This is a genomic window from Caldithrix abyssi DSM 13497 (assembly GCF_001886815.1).
Classification (GTDB): domain Bacteria; phylum Calditrichota; class Calditrichia; order Calditrichales; family Calditrichaceae; genus Caldithrix; species Caldithrix abyssi.
The window spans coordinates 1,157,149-1,176,976 of sequence record NZ_CP018099.1 but is presented as its reverse complement, the minus strand read 5'-3'; the positions used below and the strand labels follow the sequence as shown (position 1 = coordinate 1,176,976).

Below are 19,828 nucleotides of genomic sequence, written 5' to 3'. Positions count from 1 at the left end.
CTGTTTTTCAGTTTTTTCTCAATTCTTTAAAAAGGAGAAGAGAACCGCAATTTTACGGTTCTCTCCGCACACCCACTATTTAATCACCGCAAATTTCCCAACTTTTTCTCCGATGCCCGGCGCTTCCACATGATAAATGTAAACGCCGTAGGCGATTTCCTGTCCATCTTTGGAAAGCAAGTTCCAGGACGCCTGACCCGTTTCTGTATTTCCGCGGTGCTCAATGGTATCTACCAGATAGCCGCGCACCGTGTAAATGCGAATGGTACACTCCATAGGAAGATTAATGAAATAGATGCGCCGTTCGCCGCGCCCCGTTCTGAATGGCGTTTTAGGTTCCCAGGCGGCCGCGGCCAGATAGGGATTGGGCACCACGGCGATTTTGTCCAGATCGGATTTGGCTTTTTGCAAATCGTAGTCTTTTCCTTTTACCTTAAAAACAATCCGGTCTCCCGTGCGGAAGGGCTTTTTGGTCGCCAGCAAAAAACGATCGCCGGGCTGAGGCGGCACATTGTCTTCCGGAGTGCCGTCCGCCTCAAAATAAAAACGCCAGGTGGTGCGCATTTTGTATGGATTATCGGGGCTGGGATCATCGACCCAGATCATGGCGCCCTCAATAGAATCCGCATTTTGCCATTCGTAATATGGGCTCAAGGTAGAATCTTTTTCGTAATACTCAATAAACTGGAAATGGGCATTAATGCCTTCCGTTAAGTTGGTAATTCTAAACTTACAGGGTTGATACGGCGGATAACCCAGGCGGTTTTCTGCGGTGTCGATGATGGCGTCCGAAAAGAGAATTTCAAAATCTGCCGGGTAATTCATATTCAAATTATTGCCAGAGAATCGTCTATCCAGATTCACACGCCAGCGATAGGTGGTATTACCAACAATCCATCCCGAACGTTCCTGATCAATTTCTACCTGATCGTTGGCAATATTAAGAATCATGCCGTCGATCAAAGGCGATCGCGATGTTTCGTCAATCCAGATGGTATCCGTTAGCTGAATGCGCTGGCCATCGGTAATATCGTAAACCACATAAAACGGACTGCCGTGATCGTGCAGGTAGGTGGTATCTCCAAATTCCACGGCATACTCGTGGCCGTCTTTTACGGAATCGGGAATGACAAATTCGATTTCAAAGGGGCCGGTGCCAATGGTTTCGCGCTGAATTTCGCCGTCGATGGAAGCTTCGATGATTCCGGCAGGTGGTACGCCGGGCGTAATCACTGCGGTGTTAATATCCAGTGTAACGTTGCCGGCCACATCCACATCGATTTTACTGGTGCATTCCGAAGGCGGAATACCTGAAATTTCGCCGGTAGCGCTGGTATCAATCAGGCCGCGGTCATAGCTGACGATGGCGTAGTAGTACGTCTGGCCGTTTTTAACGTCGGTGTCAATATAGTAATGCCGCAATCCTGTATCATTACCCAAATCAAAATTTGCCCCCTGCACTTCGATGGGATGCAAACCTTGTATGCCGTTTTTCAAATCAAACTGGGCGATCGGTTTACCGAACGTGGGGCGGCCATAAGCATCGGTGATCAAACGCGATTCCAGAAATTGCGGTTCTGTGCTTCGATAGATGCGATAGCCTTCAAAATCATACTCCTGTAAGAACGGATCCCATGACTGTTCGGCGCGCGTATCCCAGATTAAAGTTACCTTGTGGTCGCCAGGAATGGCCGCCAAAATTTTCGGTTTATCCGGCGGTTTGGCAAAACGATAATCGGCATTGTAAATTTGTTGAATGGTATTTTTGGTCAGCACCAGATCCTGCGCGTTCTCGCCAAAGAGCAACGCCATGGAATAATTTTGCGTGTCGCCCGCTTTTAACGGAAACGGGCCAGAAGAGAAAAACATTCCAAGATTGGCGGTAACTTCCTGGCTGTGGGGCGGAGGCGCCGACTTAAACACCTCCCAGTTTTGTTTTTCATTCCACAATTCATAGGTGTGAACCGGAAAGATGCGGAAACCGGTTAAACCGATCTGATCCGCCTCATCTTTGTCCAGGTAGTCAAAATCTGGCTCGCCTGGCGTGGGCATGCCGTCGCCTTCGCCCTCATCCGGGCCGGGATAACCAAAATCATTAGGGCCAAGCCCATCTTTGCCCACATCGTCATTTAACGGTTCTTTTGGATCCCACACGCCGTTGCCGTTGACATCCGAATAGCCATCCCAGTCGGCGTCCTCATCGTTAGACCAGTGCGGCCTGGGAGCTCTTTTAAAATACCTTTCAAACTGAGCGGGATCATCCACGCCATAAGGATAGGTATCCAGCCACTCACCCGGGCCTTTGGTCAGGCGGTCTTCGTCGATCAGGCCGTCTTCGTCATTGTCCTTGCCGTCGTCGTAAATGCCTGGACTTTCCAGAAAAGCAAATCCGGCAACGCCAACCGGATACCAGTTATTGGGCGTTCCAAAGCCGTCGCCGTCCCAGGCCCAGGCGATATCGAGCAGAGTGTTGTAATCGCCCGTATCGTCCGATGAATCGTCGGTTCCGCCAATTCCCCAGTCGATGTAAAAACAATAATAGACGCTGTCGTAGGTGGTCTTTCCTTCGTTGGTAATAAAATAGACGGCAAAAATCACGTCTTCGGCCAGCACCTGCGACCACTGAAAATAGCGCGCGGCCACTTCCAGCCCCAGTCCCCGCCGCGTTTTATCGCCAGGATCGGGATAAAAATTCCACTCCTCGTCCGGATCGTCGTCAAACACAAAATAGGTTTCCAGATCGGCGTTGAACACCCCTTTTCCAAAAAAGCCATTCCAATAGACCAGGTCATCCACCAGCCCGTTGCCGTCGTCGTCGATGTCGTTGGGAATTTCATTGGGATTGACCCAGCCATCCTCGTCGGCTTTGTCCGGCCAGAAATTGGGCCATGATTGCGGATTATTGCTAATTGCCGGCGTGGTACTTTTGGGGTTGAAATAACCAGGCAGAGGCGCCCAGCCCCACAATTGATTTTCAGGCCCGCGGTCCACAAACTCCCGGTACTGTGTTTCCATGGGATAAATGACGTTGCCGTCTTCATCGATGGTTCGGGCCTGCACAACCAGCGCCACACCGTCCACGTATTGATGTCCGGTTCCCTTTGGCCATTCGCCGGAAGGCGAATCGGGCCAGTGGGCAATTTCGCCCCAGTTGATGTAAACGGTCCGCACCAGGTTGCCATCCATAATACCCATGCGGCGCAGTTTTGTATCGCCCACGTTCGGGTCCGGTTTGCGCTGCGCCATTAAAGCCGTGCTTAAAATTAATGTTAAAATCACGATCAATTTTGTTTTAAACATAGCGGCATCTGCCCCTTTTTTACTTTAATTGAAGCATCGATGACTGTTTTTTGTTAAGAGTATAAGAGTTCAGAGTAAAGCGGCAGAACGTTGCCTTTTTTGCAATCCGTGTTCCTGCTGGCTTTTAGACTCTTACACTCTAATCACCTAACTTTTTTACTCATTCTCAAAAGCCAACCTGCACGCCCAGCTGAACGCGCCGTGGCGCCGAATAAAATTCCGGGTGAATGTAATAATCTTCCAATGTATTTAATCCACGCGGCCGGATACCGCCCGCATAAAGCGGCTCGGTGGAATATGTAGCCCGCCCCGTATCCTGAAAAACCTGCAATTCATTCAGCCGATCCAGTAGATTGTACACCTTTACAAACACGGAATATTTGTACTTTCCAAAGCTAAACTGCTTGTTCAAATAAACGTCCACATTAAATTCGTCGGGCTTGCGTCCGCCGTTTTCGACCAGCGGCTGCACGACTCGCGAAGCCTGGGTGTAAGGCATTCCCGTTCCGTAACGGGCAATCACACTGGCCATCAGGGTAGAAGGCGTTCCCAGCTGCAGGGCGGCATTGATCTGGTGTCTGCGATCCCAGTTGAGCGGCACCAGTTGTTTAACGGTTTCTTTATTAGCCTGGGCGTCTAAAAAGGCATTATTGGGATCCGAGGCGTTTCCTTTGGCTACCTGAAAGGTGTAATCGATGTTTAGCGCAAAACCGGAAGAATAGCGTTTTTCCATATCCAGCGTAAAGCCGCGCACAAATCCGTAATCGCGGTTAATGTAACGCCCATAACGAATACCTTCCAGGGTTTGAAAGACCTGCGTGCCCAAAAGATTGCGGATATCTTTAAAATAGACCGTCATGGATATTCCGTACAACTGTCCGATTTGCTGCTGGAGTCCGATTTCATAAATGGTTGTCTTTTGCGGCTTTAAATTGGCATTGCCGATGGTGTTTTTTAAAGATTGCGGCGGCGGCGCTACCGACGACTGCAGCGGATCAATATCAAACTCAGGATTGGTGTACAGATAAAAATAATTGGGCGTCTGGAAAAAATGGCCGTACGAAACATGAATGGCGCCGTTTGCCGAAATTGGATAGGCCAATCCCAGGCGCGGGCTGAATTGCATACTGCTGTTGGCTTTTTTCCTGGGCGCTTTCCCTGGTTCCAGAAAATCGGTCGGTACTTCCCCGTCCGGATCAAAGTAATCAAAACGCACGCCGGCGTTAACGATCAAATCCTCGTATTCCATTTTGTCCTGAATGTAGCCGGAAAACTCAACTGGATAGTGCACGTATTTATTATTCTGAAAACTGGTTAACGGCGCGATTCGATTTTCCTGATCGGGCAAAATTTCGAACTCGTGAAGCCATAAACGGTGCCGTTTGGCTTCCACGCCCATCTTAATCTGGTGATGGTAATTGATCTGGCTGGTTAAATCCGATTTAAACAAATGGGTCAGAGTCGAACGATCAAAATGCCACATTTGCTGACCGCCGCTAACAAAGGCATTGGCGCCGGTATCCTGCAGTCGCTCTTTTACCACATAACGCGGATCGTAAGGATCTTCATACACATGTTGTTTAAAATTGGTGTAAAAATAGGAAAAATACACATCCATAAAAGTACGATTGCTGAACACGTGCTTCCAGGTCAGCGAGGCGTTTATGGTCCACTGCTTGTAGCGATAATCGCCATCCGGATTGAGACGAAAGCGGTGGTCGTACTGGCGCCAGGCGCGACGCTGGTACATGGTTTCTACATTGATCTTGTCCACATTGGTCAGCTGGTAGGTAAGTTTTAGGTTGCCGCTGTACCGTTCCATGGGATTCATCGATACGGCCTGCGCCTCATCGATTAATTTTCGCGCCAATTCTTCGGAAAACTGGTACATTTTGCCGTGGCTCATAAACTGACGTTCTTCCGGCACATCTTTAAGTAAAAAATCGCTGGTGTGGTCGGTGGGTAAAAAGACTTTACGGCCATAGATGTAGCCCGGATCCTTATTCCAGCGTCCGCTCATAAAATAGCGCAATTTATTGCCTGTAAACGGAAACGGCCCGCCTGCGGTGAATTGTACGTCGTAAATGGGATTAAAATCCTTTTGCCAGAAGATGTCATCATGCGCGGTCAAATAGCCGCCGCTATACACCGAAACATTTAACTCCGGTTTAGTGCCGCCTTCTTTAGTCACAACATTGACCACGCCAGACATGGCCTGACCGTATTCGGCATTAAAAGTCCCGCTTATGACGTTCAATTCCTGAATGGAATTATTTTCCACTTCCAGAGCGTAAGTGCCGGAATACACATCGTTCATGGGAATGCCGTTGATCATGTACATGACCTCGCCCACACGCCCGCCGCGAAAATGTCCGTTTACCACGCCGGCCTGTAGATTAATTACTTCGCTCAAATCTTCAACAGGCAAAGCCTCGATGGTTTCGCGACCGATGGACGACTCGGTGGATGTTAAATCTTTGCGGAACAAAGGTCGATCGGCCTCCACCACAATGGCCTCTTCCAGCTCAAGAGTGGCGGGCTCCAGTTTCACATCAACGCGCCGCGTTTTGTCGATGTTAACCTGAACGCCGGTTACACGCACTTCCCGATAGCTGACATAAGAAGCCACCAGGGTGTAAGTGCCCGGCGGCACGCCAATGATCATAAAATTGCCGTCCATATCCGTGGCGGCGCCAAAGGTGGTGTTTTCCAGAAATACATTTACGCCCGGCAACCCTTCGCCGGTTGCGGCATCGGTTACCCGACCTACAATTTTCCCCGTTGTTCCAGCCTGAATGAACTCAACAGCGCCCAATAGGCATAAAACGATTGAAACGAATTTCAGGAGGGAACGCATTTAAACCTCCGTGAAATAAATGGATTATGGTGATCGGTTTACAGGAAGCGTTATCTGCTTTCTGCTTGCCATTTTTCAATTTCTTTACTTTTTTCCCGTCATTCCCGAATTCATTCTGTTTAAAATTTTTTTGGCCTTCTCGAGAACGACCTGGCCATCGCCTTGTTTAAAAATGTAAATCACATTTCTGCGGTTTACACTTCCGGCCAAACATAAAATAAAAACCGGAGCAGAACGATTGGTCGTTCCGCTCCGGTACAAATGCTATTTCATGAATGTCATCTTCTTGGTAATCACTGCATTTTCAGCGTTCAGTTGATAAAAGTAAACGCCGGAGGTCACTCTATGGCCGGCATCATTGGTTCCATCCCACATGGCGGTGTAAGTACCTGGCATCATATCCTGATCGACCAGAGTACGCACCTTGCGGCCCAGCACATCGTAGATGGCAATGGTTACCTTACCGGCTTTGGGCACTGTGTATTCGATTACAGTCGTCGGATTGAAGGGATTGGGATAGTTGTTCGACAGATTGTAATCGGTGGCAATCACCGGCAGCGTTTTTGAAGGATCGTCAATATCCACTGTCAGCGGCACCACTTCCTGAATGGCGAAATCATCCCAGTAAGTTACGCCGGTTGCAAAAGGATTGTAACGGGCGCGCATGCTTACGCCGGCCGCCTCTTCAGGCGCCTGAGAAAGCACGGAATACAGCGTCCAGTCCAGATTTTCTTTTCCGGCGCGCTGATCAACATAGAAGAACTGATCGCCGCCAACCAGATTCCAATCGGTTTCGATGGGCGCTTTATGGTAAAAGAAATTAATGGCAATTCGATCGATTTCACGATCGGGAAGTACATTGGTCGGATACCATACGGTATCGGTATTAACGCCTACGTTTTTGACCCAGGCGCTGATCATGTACCATTTGCCGGTTTCGGCAGGTTGAGGAATAGAGTAGAAGACCATTTCATCGTCTTCGTTGTCTTTTTCTTCCAGCCTTACTGAGTACGTTCCGCTATGCGCTACCGAATCCACTACATTGGCATAACCAATTTTACTGGTAGAAGTCCAGTGCAGCCAGCCTTCCGGCGTCTCCGCGCTGCCGTTAAATACGCCCATGGCCCAGCCATCTGCCACATTACAATAAATGTTGTCAAACCACACCGTGCCGGTGGCGTCTTTACCCATCAACAGTTCAATGTAAATCTCTTCCGGAGCGCCGCCCACGTAAATGGCGTCTTCAACTTTGTGCCACGGCTTACTGGCAACGCTCTGATCAACTTCCATTATCTTCTCTGCGATCAAACTACCGCCCGCCAGAAAAGAATAACGAACGTAAATCTTCTCATCCATCGTCGCAGGATTGGTATTAACGCCCTCCGTCTTTACATAAAAGCTAACATTGTAAAGCTTGTTGGCGCCCTCCGTGGTTGCGCGATTCCAATAACGATCGGCATTATTCAAACTCTTCCAGCCAATCACATCGCTGCTGGCCGCGTCCTTGGTGATCTTAAAAGAATATTCGCTGGGCAGGTCCGTATTCCAGGGATTGCTGGCAGCCGTATCCGAAGCCCAGATGGCATGCGTGCCATCGTCATTAACGCGATTCCAGAAACCCGGCTCCCGAGTTTCAACGCTGGGATTAGCAATAACATTAGGCAATACTTCCAGCTCTTCAATAGAGAAATCATCCCAGTAAACTTTCCCGGTAGCAAATGGGTTAAAACGTGCGCGCATGCTTACACCGGCCGCTTCTTCCGGAGCTTTGGCCACCGCCACATAATGAATCCATTCGCTGTTTTCATGGCCGATTCGTTGATCAATGTAAAAGAACTGATCGCCACCGACCAGATTCCAATCGGTTTCGATGGGCGCTTTGTGAAAAAAGAAATTGATCGCCACACGATCTACATCGCGATCTGGCACCACATTGCTCGGATACCACATGGTGTCGGTATTAACGCCTTCGGTTTTTACCCAAACGCCAATTTTATACCATTTGCCGGCCTGGGCGGGTACGGGCTGACTATAAAAGACCATTTCATCGTCATCGGTATCTTCTTCTTTTAACAATACGCTATAAACGCCGCTATGCGCCACCGAATCCACTACATTGGCATAACCAATTTTGCTGCTGGAAGTCCAGTGCAGCCAGCCTTCCGGCGTCTCTGCATCGCCGTTAAATACGCCCATGGCCCAGCCATCAGCCACATTACAATAAATGTTGTCAAACCACACCGTACCCGTGGCGTCTTTACCCATCAACAGTTCAATGTAAATCTCTTCCGGAGCGCCGCCCACGTAAATAGCGTCTTCAACTTTGTGCCACGGCTTACTGGCAACACTCTGATCCACTTCCATTACCTTCTCTGCGATCAAACTACCGCCCGCCAGAAAAGAATAACGAACGTAAATCTTCTCATCCATCGTCGCAGGATTGGTATTAACGCCCTCCGTCTTTACATAAAAGCTAACATTGTAAAGCTTATTGGCCCCCTCCGTGGTTGCGCGATTCCAATAACGATCGGCATTATTCAAACTCTTCCAGCCAATCACATCGCTGCTGGCCGCGTCCTTGGTGATCTTAAAAGAATATTCGCTGGGCAGGTCCGTATTCCAGGGATTGCTGGCAGCCGTATCCGAAGCCCAGATGGCATGCGTACCATCGTCATTAACGCGATTCCAGAAACCCGGCTCCCGAGTTTCCAGGTCTGCATTTTTCAGCAGGTTTGTTTCTGCCAGCAAAAATGCAGGAAGCAATAAAATTAACAGGGAAAGGTAAAAAAAGCGCTTCATACGCCCTCCTCATTTGGTTGATTGAAGTTCATTATTTTTAAAAGGCCTATCATTGGCACCAAAGGCCAGAGACCTTGAAACGACTAATGAGCTAATCTCTTAACCGCGTAGTTGACTTTCGAACAACCAGCTCAACCGGCACCAGTACTTTTTTATTGGTACGGATGTTTTTATTTAAAATGTCTTGCATTAATTTCATTGCTTCAATGCCCAGATCAGGCTTGGGAACGGCAATTGTTGTTAGAGGAGGGTCAAGGAAGGCATCTTGTTCAATATCGTCAAAGCCCACAATGCTTACCTGTTCGGGGATTTTAATTCCTCTCTTTTTCAGGCACTCCATCGCTCCCATGGCCATGGCATCGTTGCAGGCAAACAGGGCGGTAAACTCTGTCTTTTTATCCAATAAAGCGCAGACGGCGCGGTAGCCGTTTTCTTTACTGGTAGATTGTTCGCCAGTAACGACAAGATCGGCATCATAAGTCAGACCGTGTTTTTCAAGCGCTAATTTGTAACCAAGATATCGTTCGGAAATACTGGGATGTTGCAAATCGCCGCCAATAAACGCAATCTTCTGATGTCCTAATTCAATCAGATGATCGGTGGCGATCATTCCGCCGCGAATATTATCAATGAGCACCGCGCTGTAAGTTCCGCGTGGAGGATAATAATCTACAAAGACCAGCGGAAAATTGTAACTGCGAAGCTTGTCTAAAAACTTTAAAGGGACTTTACCAGCGATGATAATGCCGTCCACATTTTGCTGCATAACAAAACGCGGCAAAGGCGTGTCGTCAAAAAAATCATTGGGAATGGTGGCAAGCAGAACAAAGTAGTTGGAATCACGAGCTTCAAATTCGGTACCGAGAAAAATTCTGGTGTAAAAAGGTTCGGTGCGCAGAAAATGATCTTCCGTCAAAACAAAGCCAATATTTCCCGTTTGTTTGAGTACCAGTCCCCGGGCAACCTGCGAGGGATGGTAATTCAATTCTTGAATGGCTTTTAAAACCCGTTTGCGTGTTTCCTCAGAGATCTTTCGCTTGTTGTGTAAAACAAGAGAGACGGTAGCAGTGGAAACGCCGGCACGACGCGCCACATCATGAATGGTAATTTTCATAACAGCCCTGTTAAAACGTTTTACCTTTTTTTAATATATACAACCCATTTTTTGTTGTCAAGTTTTTTCGCTATTTTTTGTGATTTAAACAACACCTTTTAATCCACAGCGCCGCAAACCGCGAATATACTTCCTCTGGTCTATTTAAACGTTTTAATTGACAGCGTGCCGTTTAAATCGATCTGCGGCTTACAAAGCTGAAACAAACGCCATTTTTTAACACCGTTGATTACGGAGTGAAGAGCGGTAAAAATTTTAAAAGATAGGGGTAAAGAAGCAGAGCCGGAGGCGTAAGGGCGAGGGCCATTGAAACTATTTTTAATTTAAAACATTCTTTGTGCCCATTGAGAACTCTCTGCGCTCTCTGTGGTTGCTTAAATCCCCGCGGAAATGTTTTTGGTTGCGGCTTGGCTGCCCCAGAGGTTTGATCCGTGATTTTCTTGATTTACAAATTACCATAATTCTTTTTTTCTTCTCTAAAAATTTCTCTTAAAATAATATTGAGTGCAAACTTCCTCAGGCGTAAAATGTCAAGGCAATCCTGCAATCCTTTTAATCATGGTTCAAAATTCCGTAGTAAGTAATGTGTGATGATTAAGCACCTCCGCTTAAACATGTAACTCATTACTCGTCATGCGTTACATGTAACATATTCACAAAACGCTTCGCCCGCTAAAATGTCAGATCTTGCGGAGAAAGCATTAAAAAAAAAGAGGTCGCTTCGCTTTGCTGGCGAAACGACCTCTTAATCAGGTTGTGAGATAGCCCATGTTCTTTATTGAGGAAGCAGCGTAAAATTCTGGTTAACCACCTGTCCTCTGGTCACCTGAATGCCGTTAACCTCTTCGCTCTGATAACCTTCTTTTTCAGCCTTGAGCGTGTAGGTACCTTCCGGCAAACCTAAAATTTTGTAAAAGCCCATTCGGTTGGTAAAAGTATGCGTGACCACTGAATCCCGGACGACCTGGATTTGCACATCGCTCAGGGCTGCGCCACTGGTATCGCTCACCGCGCCTGCAATAGCGCCGGCTTTGTTCATCCACACCGCGCGAACAACCGGACGGAACATAAAGCCCGGAAAGTTCCGATGCCATTTTCCGCTCATGCGGAACGATTTACTCACATCAAAATCGAGCAATATTTCAGACAATGCGCCGTTTTCCACTTCCACAGGAGGCACCAGCATAACCCGGATACCGGCGCGTGCGTCATCTGGCAGGTCAAGAGAAACCTCTGTGCCGTTAACATATTTAATGCTCACCGAATCGATGCGCATGAGAATCATGTTGTATGTGCCGGCAGGCACTTCCGCTTCCGGCAGGTCTTCGGTTTTTCCGTCGCGCAGTTCCAGCAAGTTGATGGTTTGACTTCCTTCCCACACTGTAATCCATTCGCCGCCATTGACGCTGTCAACACTGTGCATTTCAATTAAAGTAATCGTTACATTCGCCTCCTCAACGAACTTAAGCGGAAAAGGCGAATCCGTGATCTTTAAGGTCACCTTGCCCACATCAGCCGTGGTCAGGCTGTCGTCCGCCTTTTCACAACTATTAACGATGAGCCCCAAAGACAGGACAAAAACGAGGATTAGAAAACCTATTTTAAAATTTTTGTGTACCATAAGATACCTCCATTACCATGATTCAACTTGTTCTATTTTCTTTTCATTTACATTACAATTATCGTGCCACTCAAGAACACCTCTCCTTTTCTTCAGTAAGTTATTTGAAATAGCCAGAATTCGCGTATCATCATGGTTTTAATGAACGCTTTTAACAGGCATTTATTACATGGCATGAAAATATTTCGCAATCATCGCATCGACATTCGACTATTTATGTAGAACCGTTCGACCGAATCGTCGATTTTGCAAGTAGAAATATGGCTTTCTAACTGATCTAAAGCAGCACAGTGGCAACCCAATAAACATAAGCGGGGATGATTTTGCTATTAAAAAGAAATCATTAACCGCAAAGGGCGCAAAGAATGTTAAAAATTAAAAATAGTTTCCATTGCACTCATCCCATTCGCCCTCACTCCCAGACAAAAACTCAGGAATGACCGTACTTGTAAGGGCGAAGGATTTCCATCCCCACTTTGTCCAGAGTGTTTTTTTTATTACTAAAGATTAATGCTTGCCAGCGCTGAATTGTTCTTGGAAATCCTTCGCCCCTACATAAACGGTGGTAGGAATTAACCACATTTGCAGAAACAGATTTGAAATAACAGACTAACTAATCAACCATTCAACCAATCCAGCGGCACAAAATTTTTCGCATAATACAGCATTACACCTTTTATAAGGAAGGACTCTTAAATGCCCCGTTGTAAGAAATCATCTCGCTTTATGTTGCGCTTCACTCCACCTTTTTCAGCAGCACCAGCTCCTGATTTTGCTGCACGGTTTGTCCTGTTTTGACAAAAACTTTTTCCACCACACAACCACAGGGCGCTTTAATCAGGTTTTCCATCTTCATGGCTTCCAGGGTTAAAACCGTATCGTCCTTTTTTAAAGAATCGCCCGCTTTAACAAACACTTTGGTTACAAGGCCGGGAATGGACGCTTTGATGACCTGCTCTTTGGGCTCGCCTTTGTGCGCTTTTACTAATTTGCTGATTAATAAATTCTGCTCGTCCTGAACACTGGCGCTAATCATCCGGCCTTCCGTAAACAACCTGTAAGAACCGTTGGAGGGTTCCAGATACAGCAGGTAGCTCTTTCCGTTTAACAAAAGCGAAAAACAGCCCTTTGCCACTTCTACCCAGTCGTAAGGCACGTCGCGCTTGTTTTGATTGGTAAGCTTCCCGCTGCTTTCATCATAGTCAAACGTTACTTCTTGCTCGCCTATTTTTACCACATACTTCATGTTCACCTCGCATTTTTCATGCGGCCGACAATCTTCCATTGAGAGGTCGCCGGTTTATTGTTTTGCTGAGCGATTTTAAATGATTTTGCAGGCCTTTTAACGTGGCCGAGCAAAGCGGCCAGCGCCAGGGCTTCCGTTTCCGCAAGGTCTTCTTTAAATAAATCTTCGCGGTGCTGGTCAATAAAGGTTGTGCTCAGTTGCCCTGCCTTAAAGGCCGGATGTTGCAGCACCCTGAGCAAAAATCCGAAATTGGTCTTAATGCCCGCCAGTTGATATTCCTTTAAGGCGCGAATCATGCGATTGATGGCCTGTTCACGATTGGCGCCCCAGGCAATCAATTTGGAGATCATCGGATCGTAGTAAAGGGAAATTTCGTTCCCTTCGGCCACGCCGGAGTCCTCGCGAATGCCGGGCCCCATGGCCGGACGCAAAAACGTGATCGTCCCTGGTGAGGGCGAAAAATTATTATCCGCGTCTTCAGCGTACAGACGGCATTCAATGGCGTGCCCATAAAACGAAGTGTACGACTGCTGAATGGCCAGTTTTTTGCCTGCCGCGACTAGAATTTGTTCCTGCACCAGGTCCAGACCGGTCACCAGTTCCGTTACCGGATGTTCCACCTGCAGACGCGTGTTCATTTCTAAAAAATAAAAACGACCGTCTTTATCGAGCATAAACTCGATGGTGCCCGCGTTGTGATAACCGCAGGCGCGCGCCGCTTTAATGGCCGCTTCGCCCATTTGCTGGCGCAACTCCGGCGTTAATACCACCGAAGGCGCTTCTTCGATGATTTTTTGATGGCGGCGCTGGATGGAGCATTCGCGCTCGCCCAGATGCACAATATTGCCATGCTGATCGGCCAGAATCTGAAATTCGATGTGACGCGGTTTTTCCAGATATTTTTCAATGTACACGCTGGCGTCGCCAAAGGCAGACTGCGCCTCCCGCGCCGCGCCCTGCAGAGCGTCTGCCAGCTCTTCTGCCCTGTGCACCAGCCGCATGCCCTTGCCTCCTCCGCCGGCAGAGGCTTTTAACAGGATGGGATAGCCGATCTCTTCGGCCACCTTAAGCGCTTCCCGTTCCGATGTAATCGGCTCCAGCGTGCCCGGAATGGTCGGTACGTCGTGTTCGCGCATTAAAATGCGGGCGGCTGTTTTGCTGCCCATCAGTTCAATGGCTTCCGGCGGCGGGCCGATAAAGATCAACCCCGCCTGCCGAACCGCGCGGGCAAAATCAGCGTTTTCGGACAAAAAACCATAGCCCGGATGGATGGCCTGTACATCGTGCTGCAAGGCGATTTCGATTATCTTATCCCCTCGCAGATAACTCTCCGTAGAGGTAACGCCTCCCAGTGGATAAGCCTCGTCGGCAAATAAAACATGCGGACTCTTTCGATCGATCTCAGAATAAACCGCAACGGATTGGATACCCATATCCTTACAGGTACGAATGATTCGTAAAGCAATTTCGCCTCGATTGGCAACAAGAATTTTCTTAAACATAGTTCTCCCCGGCCTAAATACCCTGAAACAATTTAAAGGGTAAAAAATTTAAATTCAATCCCATTCAAAGACTAATCTTGCAACCATTTACAAAATACTTTAAGTTTGTACAATAATTATTCACAAACGGTAAAAAAAATGCAGGATAAAGAAAAACGGATTCGTTCTCAGCTTGAAAAACGTATTTTAGTGCTGGACGGCGCCATGGGCACCATGATCCAGCGCTACCGCCTCGGCGAAGAAGATTTCCGCGGCTCACGCTTTAAGGACTGGCCAACAGACCTTAAAGGCAACAACGACTTGCTGAGCCTGACGCAGCCCGACATCATTCGCGAAATTCACGCCGCCTATCTGGACGCCGGAGCCGACATCATTGAGACCAATACGTTTAACGCCAACGCCATTTCTCTGGCAGACTACCAGATGGAAGAGCTGGTTTATGAGATGAATCGGGCCTCGGCTCAACTGGCCAGACAGGCGGCGGACGCCAAAACCGCAGAAACGCCCCATAAACCGCGCTTTGTGGCCGGTTCGGTGGGCCCTACCAATCGCACGCTTTCCATTTCGCCCAAAGTGGAAGATCCCGGCTACCGGGCCGTAACCTTTGACCAGGTAGTGGACGCCTACTACCAGCAGGTCAAGGGCTTGATCGAGGGCGGCGTCGATTTAATCCTGATCGAAACGATCTTCGATACGCTAAACGCCAAAGCCGCTCTTTACGCCATTCAGAATTGTTTTGACGAGCTCAACACCCATCTGCCGATCATGATTTCTGTGACCATTGTGGACAAAAGCGGGCGCACGCTATCGGGGCAAACCTTAGAGGCCTTTTGGGTTTCCATTAAGCCCTACCCCATATTCAGCGTCGGTTTAAATTGTTCGCTGGGGCCGGAAGAAATGCGGCCTTTTATCGAAGAGTTGAGCAAAATGGCCGACGTTTACGTAACGCTTTATCCCAATGCCGGCTTGCCCAATCAATTTGGCGAATACGAAGCCACGGCCGACCAGATGTCCGTCGTTTTAAAAGAGTACGCCGCTCAGGGCTGGCTGAACATTGTGGGCGGTTGCTGCGGCACCACGCCCGAGCACATCCGCGCCTTTGTGGAGATCGTCGAGCATCTGCCGCCGCGTAAAATCCCTGAACCGCCGATTTACACGCAGTTCAGCGGCCTGGAGGCTTTAACCATTTTGCCCACCAGCAATTTCATCAACATCGGCGAGCGCTGTAATATCGCCGGTTCGCGTAAATTCGCCCGCCTGATTCGCGAAGGCCATTTTGAAGAAGCCGTGGCCATCGCCCGCAAACAGGTGGAAGACGGCGCGCAAATTTTAGACGTAAACATGGACGAAGGATTAATCGATTCCGTTGAAGCCATGAAGCGCTTTTTGAATTTGATTGCCGCCGAGCCCGACATCGCGCGCGTTCCGGTGATGATCGATTCTTCGCGCTGGGAAGTGATTGAGGCAGGATTAAAATGCCTGCAGGGAAAATCGATCATCAATTCCATCAGCCTTAAAGAAGGCGAGGAAACGTTTTTAGAACACGCCCGCATGGCGCGACGCCTGGGCGCCGCGGTGCTGGTAATGGCCTTTGACGAAAAGGGACAGGCGGATACTCTGGAAAGACGCATCGAGGTTTGCACACGCGCCTACAGGCTGCTTACCGAAAAAATCCACTTCCCGCCGCAGGACATCATCCTGGACCCCAACATTTTTGCCGTGGGCACCGGTATGAGCGAGCACGCCAACTACGCGCTCGATTACCTGGAAGCCGTTCGCTACATTAAAGCTCACCTGCCTTACGCCAAAGTTAGCGGCGGGGTGAGCAACCTCTCTTTTTCTTTTCGCGGCAACAACCTGATACGCGAGGCCATGCATTCGGCCTTTTTGTACCATGCCATTCAGGCCGGCATGGATATGGGCATCGTCAACGCCGGCCAGATAACCGTGTACGAAGACATTCCCAAAGACCTGCTGGAACTGGTGGAAGACGTGCTGTTCAACCGTCGGCCCGACGCCACAGAGCGTTTGATCGCCTTTGCCCAGCAGGCGCGGCAGTCAACCGTTAAAGAAGAAAAAAAATTAGCATGGCGCGAAAAAGGCGTGGAAGAACGACTGCACTACGCTCTGATCAAAGGCATTACCGAATTCATTGAAGCCGACACCGAAGAAGCCTACCAGAAATACGGCGACCCCATCAAGGTCATCGAAGGCCCCTTAATGGAAGGCATGAAAACGGTGGGCGATCTTTTCGGCTCGGGCAAGATGTTTTTACCGCAGGTGGTCAAAAGCGCCCGCGTGATGAAAAAAGCGGTGGCCCACTTAACGCCCTATCTGGAAGCTCTTAAACTACAAAGCGCCTCTACGGCCAGGGGAAAGATTCTGCTGGCCACCGTTAAAGGCGACGTACACGACATCGGCAAGAACATTGTAGGCGTGGTGCTGGGTTGCAACAATTACGAGATCATCGATCTGGGCGTGATGGTTCCCGCAGAAAAGATCATCGAAGCGGCGCGCGCCTTAAAGGTGGACATTATCGGGCTGAGCGGGTTAATTACGCCCTCGTTGGATGAAATGGTGCACGTGGCCAAAGAGCTGGATCGGCAGGGGCTCGATTTGCCATTGCTCATCGGCGGCGCAACCACCTCGCAAAAACACACGGCGGTAAAGATCGCCCCGGCTTATTCCAGAGGGCTGGCCGTTTACGTGCCCGACGCCTCGCAGTCGGTGGGCGTGGTCAGCAATCTTTTAAATCGTAAAACGCGCGCAAAATTTGCCAGCGCCCTGCGCAATGATTACCAGAAATTAGCGGAGAATTTCCACAAACAACGTTCCAGAGTCAGGCTTATTCCCATTGAAGAAGCGCGGCGTAATCGCCTGAAGCTTTCTTTCAGCCCAAAAGAGATTACCGCGCCCCAAACCAGCGGCCTGCAAATTCTAAAAAATTACTCCATCGATCTTTTGCGCGAACGAATCGACTGGACGCCCTTTTTTAACGCCTGGGAGTTGCGCGGTAAATATCCGCAAATCCTAACAGAATCGGAGCATCGGGAGGAAGCGCAAAAATTGTTTAACGACGCCAACCGCCTGCTGGATGAAATTACCCGTAAACAATGGCTACAGGCCAACGGCGTTCTGGGCGTCTTTCCGGCCAACGCCATTGGCGACGACATCGAAGTCTATGGCAATGTCGAACGGACGCAGCTTCTGGCGGTCGTTCACACCCTGCGTCAACAAATGCAGCGCAACGGCAGAAAACCGAATTTCGCCCTGTCCGACTTCATTGCCCCCAAAGAGAGCGGAATTAATGACTACCTCGGTTTCTTCGTGGTAACGGCAGGCATTGGCCTGCAGGAAGTCATCACACATCTTGAGGCAGATCACAACGACTACAAAATCATCATGCTAAAAGCCCTGTCCGACCGCCTGGCAGAAGCCTTTGCCGAGCACCTGCACGAACGGCTGCGCAAAGAGTTCTGGGGATACGCCAGAGATGAAAATTTGAGCAATGAGCAGATCATCGCCGAAAAATACCGGGGCATTCGACCCGCTCCGGGCTACCCGGCCTGCCCCGATCACACCGAAAAGCAAACGATTTTTAAAATACTGCAGGCCACTGAGAAGATTGGCGTTACGCTAACTGAATCGATGGCCATGCAACCGGCGGCTTCGGTGGCTGGCTACTATTTTGCACACCCCAAAGCCCGTTACTTTGGCGTGGGTAAAATCGGCATGGACCAGCTTACCGACTACGCGCACCGCAAAGGAATGAGCATTGAATCGCTTAAACGCTGGTTGGCGCCCATCCTTATCGAAGAAGACGGTTAATTTTTACGAAAGAATGTCGAACATATTTACAAGTTAACAAACACGTATGGCATTAAGAAGTGAAAATGAAGAAAGACAAACAATTGCACTTTATCTATCGCTTTTTATTCGACACCGGCAAAACGCTGAGTTTTGACATTGAACTGGATGCGGAGACGCTGGAAATCATACCCAAAAACTCCTTTCAACCGTCCAGGTTATCGCAATTGGATTTTCATCAATGCGCCAATTGCCCGTTGACAAAAGAAGAACATCCTCTGTGTCCGGTAACGCGCAATCTGGAATACATTTTGAAGGATTTTAAGGACATTATCTCTTACGAAAAGGTTACCGTTCTGGTGGAGACGGAAGAGCGAACTTATTCCTCACGAACATCGGTGCAACAAGGCCTGGGCTCCATGATGGGCATATTTATGGTGAGCAGCGGATGCCCGATTCTGGCTAAATTAAAGCCCATGGTTCGTTTTCATTTACCCTTTGCCACCTTAACCGAAACCATCTTCAGGGCTGCCAGCACTTATCTGTTAGGCGAATTCATCAAATACAAAAAGGGGCAGCCGGCCGATTGGGATATGGACGGACTGATTGAAACTTACCGCGAGATCGAAGAGGTCAATGCCGGACTGGCCAGCCGCTTTCGCGCCATTACCGGCCGCGATGCCCACCTGAACGCTTTAATTGCCCTCGATGTATTTGCCAAGGAATTGCCGCAAACCATTAAAGAAAGCCTGCGGGAATTCGAATACCTTTACCAATAAACTTTACCCGTCCAAACGCCAGCGAAAGCAGAAAACCTTCGTATGATTGAAGGGGATTCCAGCGTACGCAGAAAAGACACGGCCTATAATCCGGGCGTGTTCATCAACGCTTCCAGCGCCTCCTCGTGGGCCTTCAAATCCGAATCGCTGTACAGCACAAAGCGAATCTTTTGCACATACTTCAGCTGCGGGGCCATTGCAATCACCGTGTTCAGGGCAACCCTGGCCGCGTCCCTGACGGGATAGCCAAAAATACCGGTGGAAATGGCCGGAAAGGCCAGCGAGGCAATGCGCTTCTCTTCTGCCAGTTTTAAAGAATTGCGGTAGCATTCGGCCAAAATTTTGTCTTCTGGCTTGTCCTTTCCGTAAACCGGGCCAAGGGTGTGAATCACATAGCGGTTTGGCAAGCCGTGCGCACCGGTGATTACAGCCTGCCCGGGTCGAATGGGAGCCAGCGGCCTGCATTCTTCGTAAAGGCCGGGGCCGGCTGCGCTATGAATGGCTCCGGCCACCCCACCGCCGGAAGCTAACATGGCGTTGGCGGCATTGACCACTGCCTCCATCTCCGGCTGATTGGCAATATTTCCCTGAACCAACTCTAAAACCACGGAACCTATTTTCACCCGTTTCATTTCTCCTCCTCTTGTGGATGGTACAGGCGAGCGTTTTAAGACCTGTAATTTAAAAACTAAGGCAGCGTAGCCGCAACTTTTAAAAAAAACCGCAACGCGCGCAAAATAATTTTCTCGCAGATTACGACAATCACCGCAGAAAATCATTCAACATGTAAGACGAAAACTAAG

General features: G+C 48.9%; 10 protein-coding genes. 2 read left to right on the top strand and 8 right to left on the bottom strand.

All coding sequences use genetic code 11. The features are described from left to right. Positions 1 to 75: 75 nt before the first annotated feature. The 7 genes from Cabys_RS04685 to accC all read right to left on the bottom strand — a co-directional run bounded on the left by Cabys_RS04685 (position 76) and on the right by accC (position 14,439). Positions 76 to 3,300: a fibronectin type III domain-containing protein gene (locus tag Cabys_RS04685; protein WP_006929006.1), complete on the bottom strand. Its 3,225-nt coding sequence runs from the start codon at positions 3,298 to 3,300 to the stop codon at positions 76 to 78. A 166-nt stretch (positions 3,301 to 3,466) separates the two neighbouring features. Continuing rightward, on the bottom strand, positions 3,467 to 6,157 hold the full coding sequence (locus Cabys_RS04680) for a TonB-dependent receptor (protein WP_006929005.1): 2,691 nt from the start codon (positions 6,155 to 6,157) through the stop codon (positions 3,467 to 3,469). Positions 6,158 to 6,421: 264 nt separating this feature from the next. Continuing rightward, positions 6,422 to 8,956: a T9SS type A sorting domain-containing protein gene (locus tag Cabys_RS04675; protein ID WP_006929004.1), complete on the bottom strand. Its 2,535-nt coding sequence runs from the start codon at positions 8,954 to 8,956 to the stop codon at positions 6,422 to 6,424. Between the two features lie 91 nt (positions 8,957 to 9,047). Further along, entirely contained in the window at positions 9,048 to 10,070 is a 1,023-nt protein-coding gene (locus tag Cabys_RS04670) for a LacI family DNA-binding transcriptional regulator (RefSeq protein ID WP_006929003.1), read from the bottom strand. 775 nt (positions 10,071 to 10,845) lie between these two features. Then, the gene (locus Cabys_RS04665) at positions 10,846 to 11,691 is read right to left on the bottom strand and encodes a DUF4382 domain-containing protein (protein ID WP_006929001.1); all 846 of its coding nucleotides are present in this window, start codon (positions 11,689 to 11,691) and stop codon (positions 10,846 to 10,848) included. A 736-nt stretch (positions 11,692 to 12,427) separates the two neighbouring features. Then, positions 12,428 to 12,937 (bottom strand): acyl-CoA carboxylase biotin carboxyl carrier protein subunit, encoded by a 510-nt coding sequence (locus Cabys_RS04660; protein ID WP_006929000.1) that lies wholly within the window; start codon positions 12,935 to 12,937, stop codon positions 12,428 to 12,430. 2 nt (positions 12,938 to 12,939) lie between these two features. Further along, positions 12,940 to 14,439 (bottom strand): acetyl-CoA carboxylase biotin carboxylase subunit, encoded by a 1,500-nt coding sequence (gene accC, locus Cabys_RS04655; RefSeq protein ID WP_006928999.1) that lies wholly within the window; start codon positions 14,437 to 14,439, stop codon positions 12,940 to 12,942. A gap of 138 nt (positions 14,440 to 14,577) precedes the next feature. On the opposite strand from accC, the gene metH reads away from it, so the two are divergent. Next, positions 14,578 to 18,267 (top strand): methionine synthase, encoded by a 3,690-nt coding sequence (gene metH / locus Cabys_RS04650; protein ID WP_006928998.1) that lies wholly within the window; start codon positions 14,578 to 14,580, stop codon positions 18,265 to 18,267. A gap of 65 nt (positions 18,268 to 18,332) precedes the next feature. Beyond that, positions 18,333 to 19,025: a DUF6901 family protein gene (locus tag Cabys_RS04645; protein ID WP_006928997.1), complete on the top strand. Its 693-nt coding sequence runs from the start codon at positions 18,333 to 18,335 to the stop codon at positions 19,023 to 19,025. An 83-nt stretch (positions 19,026 to 19,108) separates the two neighbouring features. On the opposite strand, the gene Cabys_RS04640 is transcribed toward Cabys_RS04645, so the two are convergent. After that, positions 19,109 to 19,657 carry a macro domain-containing protein gene (locus tag Cabys_RS04640; RefSeq protein ID WP_006928996.1) on the bottom strand — a complete coding sequence of 183 codons (549 nt, stop codon included), beginning with the start codon at positions 19,655 to 19,657 and terminating at the stop codon, positions 19,109 to 19,111. Positions 19,658 to 19,828 lie beyond the last annotated feature (171 nt).

Coding starts and splice junctions, on each gene's coding strand:
- Cabys_RS04645 (WP_006928997.1), top strand. CDS start 18,333: ATGAAGAAAGACAAACAATTGCACTTTATCTATCGCTTTTTATTCGAC.
- Cabys_RS04670 (WP_006929003.1), bottom strand. CDS start 10,070: ATGAAAATTACCATTCATGATGTGGCGCGTCGTGCCGGCGTTTCCACT.
- Cabys_RS04685 (WP_006929006.1), bottom strand. CDS start 3,300: ATGTTTAAAACAAAATTGATCGTGATTTTAACATTAATTTTAAGCACG.
- Cabys_RS04640 (WP_006928996.1), bottom strand. CDS start 19,657: ATGAAACGGGTGAAAATAGGTTCCGTGGTTTTAGAGTTGGTTCAGGGA.
- accC (WP_006928999.1), bottom strand. CDS start 14,439: ATGTTTAAGAAAATTCTTGTTGCCAATCGAGGCGAAATTGCTTTACGA.
- Cabys_RS04675 (WP_006929004.1), bottom strand. CDS start 8,956: ATGAAGCGCTTTTTTTACCTTTCCCTGTTAATTTTATTGCTTCCTGCA.
- Cabys_RS04680 (WP_006929005.1), bottom strand. CDS start 6,157: ATGCGTTCCCTCCTGAAATTCGTTTCAATCGTTTTATGCCTATTGGGC.
- metH (WP_006928998.1), top strand. CDS start 14,578: ATGCAGGATAAAGAAAAACGGATTCGTTCTCAGCTTGAAAAACGTATT.
- Cabys_RS04665 (WP_006929001.1), bottom strand. CDS start 11,691: ATGGTACACAAAAATTTTAAAATAGGTTTTCTAATCCTCGTTTTTGTC.
- Cabys_RS04660 (WP_006929000.1), bottom strand. CDS start 12,937: ATGAAGTATGTGGTAAAAATAGGCGAGCAAGAAGTAACGTTTGACTAT.